Genomic DNA, 14,611 nt, shown 5'->3' on the forward strand with positions numbered 1-14,611 from the left:
TTATCAATACATCTAGTAAAAAAGCTCAATCAGAAATGTTTGAGCTTTTTTTATTTGCCTGATTATTAAAAATTTGTATCTTCGAAATTCAAAAACCAACAAACTATGACTTCAAAAATTACTATTTTATTTATTTTTCTGTGTTCACTCTTTGGCTTTAGTCAAGACAAAGCTTATGACCTTTTAAAAACTAGTAGTGCCACAAAAATTTTACACGATAGAGTTTATGATTTATCAAAAGCTAGCACTATTACTGCAAAACCCATCACAGCCGATCGTTTTAAACAATTTTATCACGAAATTCAAAGAGCCGATTTTTTGCAGCGCTTTCCAAAATATGAAACCATAAAAAATCAGGCTGATTTAGGCAAAGCTACCAAGCAAATTCCGTTATCAATTATCATAACTGAATTCGAAACTATAAAAAAAGCAGCAGTAGAAAACGGCGACGTTTACTTAAAAAACGAACAATATACCAGCACTAAAAACGCCAGTACAATTTTTGATAATCACACTACAACCTTGCTTTCGCCTTTATTGCAAAAAGCCAATTTCAATACTTTTATCCTTGATGAAAACTTTATTTTTAATTCTACCAATAAAGAAATTGTTGCTGTAAAATTTAAAGATGCTGATTCAAATTATGCCAAAATTAATTTTGGAATTCCTTTCAAAATAAACTTCAAATCAACTGGTAAACAATTGGTTGATTATGTTATTGAATTTAAAGACGGTAGCCAAATTAGCAACTCATTTGAAATCAATATGGATGCAATTGAAAATTTCCAAGAAAAAAGCAGTACTTCATTAGCGCCAAATGTAGTTTCTACCATAACTTCGACAATTGCTTATCAAGGCTACAGCGAAACTGCACCTTATTTTGGTCAAGGTGAATATGAACTATTTTTAGACACAACCAACGGCATTCTAGACAAACCTATTTTTTTAATTGACGGTTTCGATCCAGGTGACTCAAGAAATAGTTCCATAATTTATCAATCATTAAACTACGGAACAGGTCAAAATTTGGCAGCCGATTTAAGAGCTCAAGGATTTGATGTTATCATCCTAAATTTTCCTATTTACACTCGACCTGGAACTACAACTGTTGTTGATGGTGGCGTAGATTACATTCAAAGAAATGCAATGATTTTGGTAGAATTGATAAATCAAATTAATGCACAAAAAGTGGGTAATGAACAAAATGTTGTGATTGGTCCAAGTATGGGCGGATTGATTTCTAGATATGCTTTACGTTATATGGAATTGAACAATTTGAATCATCAAACAAGGCTATACATATCATTTGACTCACCTCATCTTGGAGCGAATGTTCCTATTGGATTTCAACATTTGTTCAATTATATGGCTTATGGACCACTCGGAAGTACTGCTGTACAACCCGTTGTTGATGGTTTAATCAAAAGTCCGGCGGCGAAACAAATGCTAATCGATCATTTTGAAGGACATCTGCAATCAGGAAGTGCATTTGAATTTAACACAGCTTCCAATTCGCTACTTCCAACTGGCGCACCAAATTTTAGAACTGCCTTTCAAACGGAGTTAAACACGATGGGATTTCCTACCACAACACGCAATGTTTCCATCTCGAATGGCGCAAGTAATGGCACGATGAATTATTCTCCCAATTTTGAAGCGATGAATTATACGTTTAACGTAAGTTCTTCACAAAGAGCAATTATCAATTTAAGATTTACGCCAGCGGCAAATCAAACCAATGAAGTAAGCCGTTTTAGAGGACAACAATATTTTCTGTTTTTTTGGATTACAGGTTATGAAAGTGCTGCCAATTCAAAATCACCTGCATTTACTGATGGTTTAGATTCAGCACCTGGAGGAAGATTTGATATGGCTGGTTTTCAAGCTGGCGCAGGAACATCTGATCCCTTACTTACAGAATTCTTTGATAATTTATTGGTTGATTATTTTTGCTTTATACCAGCTTGGAGTTCTATGGCAATATCCAATACGAATAACTTATATGCTCCAATTACTAGTAATTCTGTAACACCATTTGCAGCAGCTTCTATTCCTACTGTTAACGAAAATCACGTTACCTTGAATGCACAAAACATCACCTTTGCATTAAATGAAATTCTAAATCCGACATTAACTACAAATACTAATTTAGCACTGACTAGTCTTTGGATTCAAAATCCGATGCAAAATAGCTTACAAATTAACGCTAACTACACTATAGAAAATGCTTCTATTATTGTAAAAGATGTACTTGGAAAAAATGTTTTTGAAATTAGAAACCAAAATATAAACGGCACACTTGACCTTCCGTTATCACTTTCGAATGGCGTTTATATGGTTACCATTGAAAACGAACAAGGCAAAATCACTAAAAAAATAATTAAAGGATAAAATAGAAAAGTCTCCAAATTGGAGACTTTTTTTATTTCAATGGCAAATGCACCACTTTTTTAGTTTCAAAAAACTCATCGGAAAAAAATTCAGATAAATTATATTCTGTCGCTTTCGGAAAATCTTTTAGCTCTTCAGATAAATCGCCACCTTTTAAATATAATATTCCGTTTTCTAATTCGTGCTTCGATTTGGTTTTCATTTTTCCTTTTACCCAACTCACAAAATCAGGCATATTGGTTACGGCACGACTTACGATGAAATCAAAATCGTGTTCTACAAGTTCGGCACGTTTTTGTTCGGCTTTAATGTTTTTTAAACCTAATGCTTTGATAACTTCATTAACTACTTTTATTTTTTTGGCGATAATATCAATAGCATAAAAATTAGCTTCTGGAAATAAAATTGCTAAAGGAATAGCTGGAAAACCACCACCAGTGCCAACATCCATAATTTTGGAACCCGATTTGAATTCTAAAATTTTAGCGATTCCTAAAGAATGTAATACGTGGCGTGTATACAATTCATCAATATCTTTTCTTGAAATGACATTGATTTTAGCATTCCAATCTTCATATAAATTTTGCAACAGTTCAAATTGTTGTTTCTGATTATCGGTAAGATTTGGAAATTGCTTTAGAATCTCTTCCATAAATTTATTTTTTTTACAAAAGTAAACAATTTGAAAATGTTTTTTTTTAATTAATTAACACTTGTGCAATCTTAATAATATTTATATTTGTAAAAATTAATTATTTCTATGAATACAACAATGCCAACATTCTCAAAACAAGATAGTTTGAAGTTTTTTAGAACTTTGAACTCTAGAGTTAACGCTTACTTTAAAGAGAATAAAATTGAAAAAACAGGAAACTGGAAACTGCATTTAAAAACAATTATACTTTTTACCGTTTTTCTAACACCTTATTTTTTAATAATCACACTTACCGATATGCCTTTTTGGGTATTCCTTTTATTATCCGTAGTAATTGGAATTGGAATGGCAGGAATTGGAATGAATGTAATGCACGACGGTAATCACGGTTCGTATTCTAACAAATCTTGGATCAACAAATTTATGGGTGGAAGCATCTATATTCTTGCCGGAAATGTTTACAACTGGCAAGTACAACATAACGTTCTGCACCACACTTACACCAACATTCACGGACACGATGAAGACTTAGATGCCGGACGTGTTATCCGTTTTACAAAACACGCTGAATGGCATAGTTTTCATAAATTCCAGCACTACTACTCTATTTTCCTTTATGGTTTATTGACTTTTAACTGGTCACTTACTACCGATTTTAAGCAAATGAGAGCTTATCTTGGCAGAAAATTATCTTATGGTGAAGCTAAAAGTCCGAAGATTTTATGGACAACCTTAATTATAACCAAAATCATTTATTTTTCTATATGGTTAGCTTTACCAATGATTTTAGGAATTGTATGGTGGCAAGTATTAGTTGGATTCTTTGTAATGCACTACACTGCTGGTTTAATTTTGAGCGTTGTATTTCAATTGGCTCATGTTGTTGATGAAACTACCAATCCAGCACCAAATGAGGCCGGAGAAATTGAAAACACTTGGGCGATACACCAACTGTATACCACTGCGAACTTTGCTCCTAAAAACAAAATAGTAAATTGGTTTACTGGCGGATTAAACCACCAAATTGAGCATCATATTTTCCCACATATCAGTCACATTCATTATGGTAAAATTGCAGAAATTGTAAAAGAAACTGCTCAAGAATGCAACCTACCATACCACGAATTTAAGACTATGAGAAGTGCTGTTATTGCGCATTTCAAACATTTGAAGGATTTAGGACAAAAACCTGTTCTGTCTTAATAAAAATTTAATTCTAAAGGCGTATTTTTGTACGTCTTTTTTTATTTACAATAATTTACAGCACACACAACACCATTATGAAAAACCCATTATCAGACAGAATTAATCAATTATCTACTTCACAAACGCTTGCTATGGCAGCCTTAGCGAGAGAATTAAAAGCACAAGGAAAAGACATCATTAGTTTAAGTTTGGGAGAACCCGATTTTAATACACCTGATTTCATTAAAGAAGCTGCCAAGAAAGCAATTGATGAAAATTACTCTACCTATTCGCCTGTTGATGGTTATATGGAGTTGAAAGAAGCCATTTGCCGAAAATTCAAACGTGATAATAATCTAGATTATAAACCTTCCAATATTGTAGTTTCGACTGGAGCTAAACAATCTTTATACAACATTGCTCAATGTATGATTAATCCTGGTGACGAAGTAATTCTTCCGGCACCTTATTGGGTTTCTTACTTTGAAATTATAAAAATAGCTGGTGGAATTCCAGTTGAAGTTCCGACTTCGGTTGAAAGTGATTTCAAAATTACACCTGAACAATTAGAAAAAGCAATTACTCCAAAAACCAAAATGATTTGGTACAGTTCTCCTTGTAATCCAAGTGGTTCTGTTTATAGTCGTGAAGAGTTGGCGGCTTTATCAAAAGTCATTTTAAATCAAGAAAACGAGATTTATGTAGTTGCTGATGAAATCTACGAACACATTAATTTCTCGGGTACTTTTTGTAGTATAGCTACTATTGATGGAATGTTTGACAGAACCATTACCGTAAATGGTGTTGCCAAAGCTTTCGCAATGACAGGATGGAGAATTGGGTATATTGGTGCTTCTGAAACCATTGCTAAAGCTTGTACTAAAATGCAAGGACAAGTTACCTCTGGAGCAAATTCTATTGCACAAAGAGCTACGATTACCGCAGTTGATGCTGATCCAAGTGTGTTGAACGAGATGGTTACTGCCTTTAAAAATCGTAGAGATTTGGTAGTTGGTTTAGTAAAAGACATTCCTGGTTTCAAGCTCAATGTTCCGGAAGGCGCTTTTTATGTTTTTCCTGATGTTTCTTATTATTTTGGCAAAACTTTACGAGGAAAATTAATCAACAATGCAGATGATTTCTCTATGTATTTGTTAGCAGAAGCTAATGTAGCAACTGTTACTGGAGATGCTTTTGGAAATGCTAATTGCATCCGTTTTTCTTATGCTACGAGTGAAGCCTTGTTAACGGAAGCTATGAAACGAATTAAAGAAGCAGTGGTTTAAACTTCCAATACATAAATTCTAAATTCCCATTTATATCAAACCTCAAAATTCAAACTTTGAGGTTTTTTTATTGGTTTAATTTTCTAATCACTTTTGCAGGATTTCCAACGGCTAGTGAATTCTCAGGAATATCTTTTGTGACTACCGATCCTGCGCCAATTGTACATCCATCTCCAATTTTTACACCTGGACAAATTACTGAGTTTCCTCCTATCCAACAATCATTACCAATTGAAACTGGTTTTGAAAACTCAACGGTTCTTCTTTCGATAGCGTCAAGCGGATGCGTAGCTGTATAAATATGAACATTGGGTCCAAAGAAAACATTGTTTCCAATTTCGATTTTCATTGTATCTAGAACTACACAATTGACATTGAAATATACATTTTCTCCCGAATGAATATTGTAGCCATAGTCACAATGAAATGGCGGTTCGATGTATAATCGCTTATGAGCGTTAGGCATTAATTCTCTTAGAATATTCCTTGCATTACCATTCATTACATACTCAGTAACATTCAATCTGTGCAAAAATTTCTTTGCGCGAAGTCGTTCAGCAACTAGAACTTTATCGTTAGCATAATAGCTTTCACCTGCGAGCATTTTCTCTTTTTCGGTTTTCATTTCAATGGGTAATTATTGGCCATTCAAATATAGTATTTCTTATCAATTTAGAATCACTTCTCTCTAAGGGTTTCTACGTGAATTTTACTGAAAATTTTGTTATTAGTTTGAAATAGATACTTTTGTTCAAAATACCAACTAATTATGTTTATTAAGAAAATAACGATAATTTTTATTTTAGGATTAAGTTTGACTTTTTTTGGATCTTGTAAGAACGAGAAAACCAAAACTATCCTTTTTGAAAAAAAGATAGAAAAAGAAGATGCAACAATGGCGTGGCTTCACAAGGTCGAAAATTATAGAAAAACCAATAAATATTTTCCGGTATTCTATAAGTATTACAACCAAAAAATAAAAGATAAAAACTACTTAGAAGCTACTAAAGTATTAGATATTGCTTGCGTTTTCTTGGCTGATTCTTATGATTTTAACGACCAATTTATGGCCACTGTCAATGAATTCAATATAAAATACAGAAAAGAAGTTCCTGCCTTAAAAACCACATTTATCGATGCTTATTTGGCTAACTACTATTTTGATAAATACGATTTAATAAAAGTTGAAGAATATTTTAAAAAAGTCACTGCGTTAGAACCTAATGACTATGCCAGCTGTTATAATGTTGCCAGAGCTTATTATGACTTGTCCTATCTGTATTATATAAAAGGAAAGCAAAATCTCAGTTTAGAAGCTAACCAAAAGTCGTTTGACTATTTCAGTAAAATTGATAATCCTAAAGGGTTAGCATTTGTATATTCTAATTATGCCAACATTTATACTGCGATTGGCGATAAAAAAAGAGCTATTCACAATGCAGATAAAGCGATACAAGCGTATAAAAGTATTGGCAATACCTATAATGTTTATATTGGACTAATTAATAAAATTTCTATTTATGATTTTTTAGGTGATTCTAGAAAAGCAGCATTAGTTGACTCCACTTACCAAGCTTATTTTAAGACCAATGACAATAATGATGTTTTAAAAATCAAATTTTATGGTTTTAAAGTCGAAAATTTACTTAACGAAAACAAATTAGACGAGGCAAAGAAAACCTTAGATGCCTTCAAAGCTTTAGTTGAGAAAGTTGATTCCGATGATTTTACTCAAGAGTATAAAGTAACCGATGCCTTATATCAAATTAAGAAAAATCCAAACTATTCTAATTTTGAGGATATAAAGAAGGCTTTACCGACTTTAATTACTAATCAGCAGTATGAAAAAGTGAACATGTTTTATGGCGTTTTACAAAAAAGTGCTCTTGAAAATAATGACTATAAAAATGCTTTTACTATTGAAAAAGACAAAAAAGTTATAGCAGATAGTATCGGAAACATTGCCACTAGAGGAAAAATAGCCGAATTAGAAGCTATTTATCAAACCCAGAAAAAAGAACAACAAATTGCTTTACAAGAGAAAACAATTGTAAACAAAAACACCACAATCGCATTATTAGCTTCTTTGTTTATAGGGTTGTTGTTGACTTTGGCAGTATATAGCGCCAAACAAAAACAAAAGAAACTTAAACTAGAAAAACAAAACGCACAAGAATATACCAAACAATTACTTGACAAAACGGAAGAAGAGCGCAAGCGCATCGCTAGTGATTTGCACGACAGCGTAAGCCACGAATTATTGAGTTTGAAAAACTTGTTTCAAGAGAAAAATGAAATCACTAATACGAAAATTGATGCCATAATAAACGATATTCGAATTATTAGTCGAAATTTACATCCCATTATGTTTGACAAAATTGGTTTACAATCTAGCATTGAACAACTGGTGGAACGTACCCAATCTGTAAACGATTTTATGGTTTCAGCAGAAATAGATTATCATAATTCTTTAACAACTCCTAACGAATTACAAGTCTATAGAATTATACAAGAATCATTGTCTAATATTATAAAATATGCTAATGCTATCGCAGCCAAAATCACTATTCTTGATAAAACCGATAGTGTTTTTATTGAAATAAAAGACAACGGAAAAGGATTTGATGTTACCGAAACGCTAAATGGTAAAAATGCTTTTGGATTGCACAATATTATCGAACGAAGCCGAGCTATTGGTGGTGAAGCCAAAATAATTTCAGATAAAAACGGAACCGTTGTAACGGTTGAAATAAAAAAATAATATGAAAATTCTAATTGCTGACGATCATCCTTTTACTTTACAAGGTACTAAAAGTTTTGTAGAATCTTATGGTTATAAAGTTATTGATACGTGTTCTAACGGAATTTCGGCTTTTAATTCTATAACAATGCATCATCCAGATATTGCCATATTAGACGTCAATATGCCAGGATTAGATGGATTAGATGTTGCCAAAAAAGTACAAGAAAGTAGGTTAAAGACCAAAGTAATTTTATTAACGATGCACAAAGAAATGACCATTTATAAAAAAGCTACTGAGTATGCTATTTATGGTTATATCTTAAAGGAATATGCTCACACTGAATTGGAAAAGTGCTTGGCCGAAGTAATAAAAGGAAAATGCTACACCAGCGCACATTTGAATGAAGATTTAATTCTAGATGCATCAAAAGAAAACAATTCTTTAAGTTCTTTATCGCTTACTGAAAGAAAAGTAATTGAACTCATTGCGCAACAAAAAACTAGTAAGCAAATAGCTGAATTGTTATTTCTGTCGGACCGCACAGTTGAAGGTCATCGAACCAACATCATAGCAAAACTCGGACTTCCTAAAGAAAAAAACATCTTGCTTATTTGGGCTTTGCAAAACTTGAACATAAAATAGAGTTTATAATCTATAGATAAAAGTTGTATTTTTGGATAAAAGAAATTGCCCGTTAATTATGCATCACTGCAAATAAAAAAATCGGCACTATTTAAAACTGTCAATTATAGTAAATGGTACGATTATGAAACCAATCATCCAAAACATCTCCAAACACGTTGCTTTAACACCTGAAGAAATAACTTTATTTCTATCAAAAATTGAAACGAAGAGCTTTAAATCTAAAACTGTTTTGTTGAGTTCGGGTGAAATTGCTACTTGCACTTACTTTGTAAATTCGGGCATCTTGAGAAGTTTTAATATCAATGATAACATTATTGAACACGTATTGCATTTTGCATGCGATGGATGGTGGATTGGCGATATGTATAGTTATATTTCAGGAAAACCAGGTAACCTGTTTATAGAAGTTTTAGAAGATGCTGAAGTAGTTTTTATAACAAAAAAGCACCATCAAGAATTGTATAAGGAGATTCCCAAATTAGAACGCTTTTTTAGAATTCTTGCCGAAAATTCTTTAGTATCACATCAAGAGCGCTTAATGGACAATTTGAGCTTGTCGGCAGAAGAGCGCTTTGAAAAATTCTGCGCTAAATATCCGACTTTAATTCAAAAAGTGCCTCAAAAGCAAATTGCCTCTTATATTGGCGTCACTCCTGAGTTTTTTAGTAAGATGAAAAGCAAGATGTTGAGAAAATAAGAATATTTTCTTTCATTATGTACTATGTATTAAAATAAAAAAATGACTTTGAGGTTTTCTTGTGATTCCCAAGCAGAATGAATCATCTATAACACTCACAAAAAACGCACTACTTGTCAATCCGACAAAGGAGGAATCGCACTCGTTAATCATACAAAGTAAAGCAAATGTGAGTTTCTGGTGAGATTCTTCGTGCCTCAGAATGACAAAAAAACGCACTATTTGTCATTCCGACAAAGGAGGAATCGCACTAGAATACTTTGTGAAGAAGCATCAGACTTGAGTTTCTGGAAGGATTCTTCGTGCCTCAGAATAACAAAAAAACGCACTATTTGTCATTCCGACAAAGGAGGAATCGCACTCGCTAATCACACAAAGAAAAGGAAACATGAGTTTCTAGTGGGATTCTTCGTGCCTCAGAATGACAAAAAAACGCACTGATTATTTTCCTGTTGAGAAAAGAAGTGCAGTTGGTAATTACATTAAAACATCAAAAGTAGATTGATAGTGAAAGACATAACTCTTGAATTATTACAAAAAATTAAGTGCTCAACTTAAAAAAAATGCGCAAAAATCAAAAGACAATTGCGCAACTTTTTATTGTTTCTAAGGCTTAAAAGTAGTACTCCTATCTTTCAAATTTAAAAAATAAAAAATATAATGCTAAATAATAGAATAGCGTAAGTTATAAACAGCACCAACTCTAAACGGTATTTAGTTACAATTTTCATTATTATTCTTTTACTAATTTTATAGTTTTAGTTTGATTATTTTCATTGGTCACTTTAGCTAAATAAATACCAGAATTAAAATCGCTTAAGTTTAAAGTAAAAGAACCAACAGTACAAACTTGCGTTTGAATTTGTTTTCCAATTAAGTCGTAAACCTCTATTCTTGTATTTGTATCTGATTCAATTGTATAAATTCCATTTGATGGATTTGGATAAATTTTAATTTTCGTATTGTCCTCAAAAGTTGTTGATGATAATACTGCATTGCCGAATATTTGAAAAGCAGAAGAATTTGAAGGACTATTGTAATTACTTGGTGTGCCATCTGGTGTTGTATAATTAGTGCCGCTAACAAAAAAATAATCGGCTGATGAACTAGACGCACCATAAAAATAGATTCTAAAAGAGATATTGCCAGGACCAAACGAGCTTAAATTATTTAAATCAACTGAGGTAAGTGCATAACCACTTGTATTTCTAGTAAAATTACCTAAATTAGAACTATAATTATCTACACTCCAACGTAAACTGACAATAGTATTTGGTACAGGAAACGGCACTGCAAAACCTGCTAAAACAAACCTATCAAAATCAACAACCCCATTTAATGTTAGATTAAATTCAATATACGGAGAAGAAAGTACGTTAAAATTCGCCTCAACATTTGGTGTAATTACTGTTCTTGAATCGTCTTGTAAAACACAATTAGAAAAATTAAGATTTGCTGCTGTTACATTTCCGTTGATACTATTGGCTGCTTTAGGATACGTTTCTGTCGATGGATTAAATGATGACCAAGCGGCAATACGATTTTGTGCATTAGTAATTAAAGAAAAAGTTAATAAAGTAATAAGTAGTACTTTTTTCATTTTGTTTGTTTTTAAAGATTTATTATTATTTGTTATGTAATTCGTAATGTTAGTTATTGCTTCAGCTCTGTACACTGTTTTCTGCAAAGCAGAAACGCATTAACAGCAGTTAAATGTCATTTTTATTAATAATGATTTTTATATTCTGTTATTATCTTTCATTATCTTAATGATATTATTAGATGTTGGAGCAACCCCATTTTTAAGACATATTAAAAAACATGCCTCATAATCAAGTGTCATTGCTTGGAGCGTATTTATCGATATGGTAAAAATCCAATTCTTCATAGTTGATACTCTAAATTATTTTAAGGATGAGGCAACTTTTTTTTCTAACTCGATTAACCCTCTTACTTCTTTAATATTTTTATCAGTAAGGGTGATATTTCTTTTTATACAAGCACGAATTGCTTCATCTTTTTTTAAGAAAAAGAATTTCAAAATATTTCTTATTATTTCTAGCAGTTCCACAGTGAAGTATTTTATTTTGCAAAGTTGCTTTAAGAAAACCTAAACACCTAACAAATGACGGGTAGTTGACGGGTAGTTTTGTGACTACCCAACGGGTAGTGAAAATCATAATTAATTGATTTTAATATAATTAACGTTTTTTATTTTAATTTTTTAAAAATTGTACAATTCCTATATTTGCGGAAAGTTAAATGTCTATGAAAATAAAGTTGTTTTGTTTTTTTGTTTTGTTTTGTGTGATTTCTCGTGCTCAAGTTGTTTCACTAAAACAACTTAAACAGCAAGTCACAAAAAATAATGACGCTTTGCAATATGATCAGTCCATCCAACTTTTGTGCGATTTTATATCGAATGATCGCACTACGGCATTTGAAAAATATACTGCCTACTTATATAAAGCTCATACCTACAAGCGACTTTTTAATTATGAATCCACTATAGAAAATCTTGATTTAGCATTTTCTGAAGGAATAAAAAGTGACCAAAAACAACTCGTAACAAATACAATTAAAGCGCAAAAAGCCTTTTGTTATTTTGACCAACATTTCTACGATAAGGCAAGTCTATTGATGAAAGACTTAGAGAAATCAAATTATGCAAAATTGGATGATGAAGACAAGTCATTTATTATAATGCAAGAAGGATATCTTGCATTTTTAAACAAAGACTTCAAGACCGCAGAAAATAAATTAAATCTGTCCATTGCTGTTGCTCAAAACAATTCTAATGTTAGAAGAAACTTACCCAACATGTATGGTAAAAAAATAGAATTGTATAATGCAATGAATCGCTTTGATAAAAGAGATGAAGCCTTTAGAATTGGAATTAAAATAGCTAAAGAGTACAAAATAATTAAATATGAAATGTATTTGTATGAAGTACTCCGAAATGTACTTCAAAAAAACAACGATTACAAAAATGCTTTTGAAATTCAGAAAAAATATGATTCAATAGCTTTTTTATATAACGCAAGTAATCACAACGGAAAAATAGCTGTTCTAGAAAAGAAAATTGAAAATAACAAACAAAAACTTGAGGAAAAAAACCGCTTATATCTTGACATTTTTCTAATAATTTTGATATCAATTCTAGTTTTACTTTTAATAATTTCAGTAAGATTGTACTTCATTGGAAAAGAGCGTCGAGCATTATTACAAGCTGAAAACAAACGAATTCACGATGAAATCGAAAGATTAACAAAACAAATCGATGAACAAGGAAATTCAACATTTGATTTTTCTAAATTTGATTTAACCGAAAGGCAGCTAGAAATTATCCAATTTATTAAAGAAGGAAAATCTAACAAGGAAATTGCTGCTCTTTTATTCATCTCTGAAAATACCGTAAAATATCATCTAAAGATTATCTATGAAATTTTAAACATAGATCACCGCTCGGAATTGACTAAATAATACCTTTTAGATAAAGGATAATTGCGAACGATAATTACAAAAAGAAAAGCAAAAGTGAGATTCTAGTGGGATTCTTCGTGCCTCAGAATGACAAAAAACGTGTTATTTGTAATTACGTGCATTTTGTTATTCCGACAAAGGAGGAATCGCACTCGCTAATTACACAAAATGAAACGTGAGATTCTATTGGGATTCTTCGTGCCTCAGAATGACAAATTGGGCATTCCGATGAATTCGAGTACCTAATTCCGATGCCTTCGAGAGCCTCAGGCAACGGAATTGGTGCTACTTCCTTTTTTTGCTAGTTTAGTGCTTCCTTATTTATTCGATGCATTATTTCTTAACCTACATTAAGTGTGTTTCAAATTGTATCACTGTAACTTTGTATTATAAAAATTAATACATTTATACATTATGAAAAATACAGTTTTACATACAGCAGATTCGAGAGGTCACGCTAATCACGGTTGGTTGAATGCTTATCATAGTTTTAGTTTTGCAAGTTGGTATAATCCTGATCGCGTTCAGTTTGGAATGTTGCGCGTTTTAAACGACGATACTGTTGCTGCCGGAATGGGTTTTGGAGAACACGGCCACGATAATATGGAAATCATTACTATTCCACTTGAAGGTGATTTGGCTCATAAAGACAGTATGGGTAATGCTGAAACTATAAAGACAGGCGATGTTCAAGTGATGAGCGCAGGCACAGGAATTCGTCATAGCGAATTTAATCCGAATGCGGACCAACAAACTAAATTGTTTCAAATTTGGTTGTTTCCGAAATACAGGAATGTGGAACCGCGTTACCAACAAATTACGTTGGACCAATCGCTACAAAAAAATGATTTTGCACAAATTTTATCTCCTAATGCAGACGATGCAGGTGTTTGGATTCATCAAGATGCGTGGTTTTATTTGAGTGATTTTGACCAAGATTTTGCCAAAAAACTTTCTCTTAAAAAAGAAGGCAATGGCTTTTACATTATGACTATTGATGGTGAAATTGAAGTAAATGGTGAAAAATTAGCAAAAAGAGATGCACTTGGTGTTTGGGACACTAATGAAATTGAAATTAAAGCCAATACTAACGCCAAGTTTTTAGTGATGGAAATTCCGATGGAACAGTAGTTAGTGGTCAGTGATTAGTGGTCAGTGATTAGTGGTCAGTGATTAGTGGTCAGTATTCAGTAATTCGTTGTAATAGCTCTTGGGAGTGTTCAGTTTTAAAAATAGAAAAGTTATGAAGGAAGTACAATTAAAAATCAATGATAAAAACGGTGTTTTTTATATTGATGTAGCTGGGAAACAAGAAGCGATGATGAACTTTGTTTTTGCAGGTGATGATAAAATCATCATCGATCATACCGAGGTTAATCCGGGTAATGAAGGCAAGGGTTTTGGTAAGAAAATGGTGGTAGAAGCCATTGAATTTGCCAGAAAAAAAGGTATCAAAATTATTCCGCTTTGTCCTTTTGCTAAAAGTGTTTTTGACAAAAATCCTGAATTTAGAGACGTTTTGTAA

Annotated in this window: 13 protein-coding genes; 9 read left to right on the plus strand and 4 right to left on the minus strand. The window is 32.2% G+C overall.

Annotated features, from left to right (window positions below; translation table 11 throughout):
- Positions 1–105: 105 nt before the first annotated feature.
- Positions 106–2,391, plus strand: a complete 2,286-nt coding sequence (locus Q0050_RS04425) for a T9SS type A sorting domain-containing protein (RefSeq protein ID WP_298392800.1) — start codon at positions 106–108, stop codon at positions 2,389–2,391.
- A gap of 31 nt (positions 2,392–2,422) precedes the next feature.
- On the opposite strand, the gene rsmG is transcribed toward Q0050_RS04425, so the two are convergent.
- Entirely contained in the window at positions 2,423–3,043 is a 621-nt protein-coding gene (rsmG, locus tag Q0050_RS04430) for a 16S rRNA (guanine(527)-N(7))-methyltransferase RsmG (protein WP_298392801.1), read from the minus strand.
- 108 nt (positions 3,044–3,151) lie between these two features.
- Here rsmG and Q0050_RS04435 point away from each other — a divergent pair, with 108 nt between their 5' ends.
- Complete coding sequence (locus Q0050_RS04435) at positions 3,152–4,249, plus strand: acyl-CoA desaturase (protein ID WP_298392802.1); 1,098 nt, start codon at positions 3,152–3,154, stop codon at positions 4,247–4,249.
- A 77-nt stretch (positions 4,250–4,326) separates the two neighbouring features.
- On the plus strand, positions 4,327–5,517 hold the full coding sequence (locus Q0050_RS04440; protein ID WP_298392803.1) for a pyridoxal phosphate-dependent aminotransferase: 1,191 nt from the start codon (positions 4,327–4,329) through the stop codon (positions 5,515–5,517).
- Positions 5,518–5,584: 67 nt separating this feature from the next.
- On the opposite strand, the gene Q0050_RS04445 is transcribed toward Q0050_RS04440, so the two are convergent.
- Positions 5,585–6,142, minus strand: a complete 558-nt coding sequence (locus tag Q0050_RS04445) for a sugar O-acetyltransferase (protein WP_298392804.1) — start codon at positions 6,140–6,142, stop codon at positions 5,585–5,587.
- Positions 6,143–6,286: 144 nt separating this feature from the next.
- Here Q0050_RS04445 and Q0050_RS04450 point away from each other — a divergent pair, with 144 nt between their 5' ends.
- The 3 genes from Q0050_RS04450 (at position 6,287) to Q0050_RS04460 (ending at position 9,603) form a co-directional block, all read left to right on the plus strand.
- On the plus strand, positions 6,287–8,278 hold the full coding sequence (locus Q0050_RS04450) for a sensor histidine kinase (protein WP_298392805.1): 1,992 nt from the start codon (positions 6,287–6,289) through the stop codon (positions 8,276–8,278).
- Position 8,279: 1 nt separating this feature from the next.
- Positions 8,280–8,903 (plus strand): response regulator transcription factor, encoded by a 624-nt coding sequence (locus Q0050_RS04455; RefSeq protein ID WP_298392806.1) that lies wholly within the window; start codon positions 8,280–8,282, stop codon positions 8,901–8,903.
- 124 nt (positions 8,904–9,027) lie between these two features.
- A complete protein-coding gene (locus tag Q0050_RS04460; protein ID WP_298392807.1) occupies positions 9,028–9,603 on the plus strand; it encodes a Crp/Fnr family transcriptional regulator in 576 nt (191 codons plus the stop codon).
- Between the two features lie 733 nt (positions 9,604–10,336).
- On the opposite strand, the gene Q0050_RS04465 is transcribed toward Q0050_RS04460, so the two are convergent.
- Together Q0050_RS04465 and Q0050_RS04470 are read right to left on the minus strand one after the other, a co-directional pair.
- Complete coding sequence (locus Q0050_RS04465) at positions 10,337–11,203, minus strand: T9SS type A sorting domain-containing protein (protein WP_298392808.1); 867 nt, start codon at positions 11,201–11,203, stop codon at positions 10,337–10,339.
- Between the two features lie 303 nt (positions 11,204–11,506).
- Positions 11,507–11,674, minus strand: coding sequence for a hypothetical protein (locus Q0050_RS04470; protein ID WP_298392809.1), 168 nt, complete (start codon positions 11,672–11,674; stop codon positions 11,507–11,509).
- A gap of 197 nt (positions 11,675–11,871) precedes the next feature.
- Here Q0050_RS04470 and Q0050_RS04475 point away from each other — a divergent pair, with 197 nt between their 5' ends.
- The 3 genes from Q0050_RS04475 to Q0050_RS04485 all read left to right on the plus strand — a co-directional run bounded on the left by Q0050_RS04475 (position 11,872) and on the right by Q0050_RS04485 (position 14,611).
- Positions 11,872–13,086 (plus strand): helix-turn-helix transcriptional regulator, encoded by a 1,215-nt coding sequence (locus Q0050_RS04475; protein WP_298392810.1) that lies wholly within the window; start codon positions 11,872–11,874, stop codon positions 13,084–13,086.
- Between the two features lie 414 nt (positions 13,087–13,500).
- Positions 13,501–14,217, plus strand: coding sequence for a pirin family protein (locus Q0050_RS04480; RefSeq protein WP_298392811.1), 717 nt, complete (start codon positions 13,501–13,503; stop codon positions 14,215–14,217).
- A gap of 112 nt (positions 14,218–14,329) precedes the next feature.
- A complete protein-coding gene (locus Q0050_RS04485; protein ID WP_298392812.1) occupies positions 14,330–14,611 on the plus strand; it encodes a GNAT family N-acetyltransferase in 282 nt (93 codons plus the stop codon).

The sequence above is a fragment of the Flavobacterium sp. genome (assembly GCF_027483985.1).
In the GTDB taxonomy this organism is placed as follows: Bacteria; Bacteroidota; Bacteroidia; order Flavobacteriales; family Flavobacteriaceae; genus Flavobacterium.

Bases quoted from the DNA above. Each gene is read 5' to 3' on its own strand.
- Q0050_RS04435 (WP_298392802.1), top strand. From the start codon at position 3,152: ATGAATACAACAATGCCAACATTCTCAAAACAAGATAGTTTGAAGTTT.
- Q0050_RS04445 (WP_298392804.1), bottom strand. From the start codon at position 6,142: ATGAAAACCGAAAAAGAGAAAATGCTCGCAGGTGAAAGCTATTATGCT.
- Q0050_RS04465 (WP_298392808.1), bottom strand. From the start codon at position 11,203: ATGAAAAAAGTACTACTTATTACTTTATTAACTTTTTCTTTAATTACT.
- Q0050_RS04450 (WP_298392805.1), top strand. From the start codon at position 6,287: ATGTTTATTAAGAAAATAACGATAATTTTTATTTTAGGATTAAGTTTG.
- Q0050_RS04455 (WP_298392806.1), top strand. From the start codon at position 8,280: ATGAAAATTCTAATTGCTGACGATCATCCTTTTACTTTACAAGGTACT.
- Q0050_RS04425 (WP_298392800.1), top strand. From the start codon at position 106: ATGACTTCAAAAATTACTATTTTATTTATTTTTCTGTGTTCACTCTTT.
- Q0050_RS04440 (WP_298392803.1), top strand. From the start codon at position 4,327: ATGAAAAACCCATTATCAGACAGAATTAATCAATTATCTACTTCACAA.
- Q0050_RS04475 (WP_298392810.1), top strand. From the start codon at position 11,872: ATGAAAATAAAGTTGTTTTGTTTTTTTGTTTTGTTTTGTGTGATTTCT.
- Q0050_RS04460 (WP_298392807.1), top strand. From the start codon at position 9,028: ATGAAACCAATCATCCAAAACATCTCCAAACACGTTGCTTTAACACCT.
- Q0050_RS04485 (WP_298392812.1), top strand. From the start codon at position 14,330: ATGAAGGAAGTACAATTAAAAATCAATGATAAAAACGGTGTTTTTTAT.
- Q0050_RS04480 (WP_298392811.1), top strand. From the start codon at position 13,501: ATGAAAAATACAGTTTTACATACAGCAGATTCGAGAGGTCACGCTAAT.
- rsmG (WP_298392801.1), bottom strand. From the start codon at position 3,043: ATGGAAGAGATTCTAAAGCAATTTCCAAATCTTACCGATAATCAGAAA.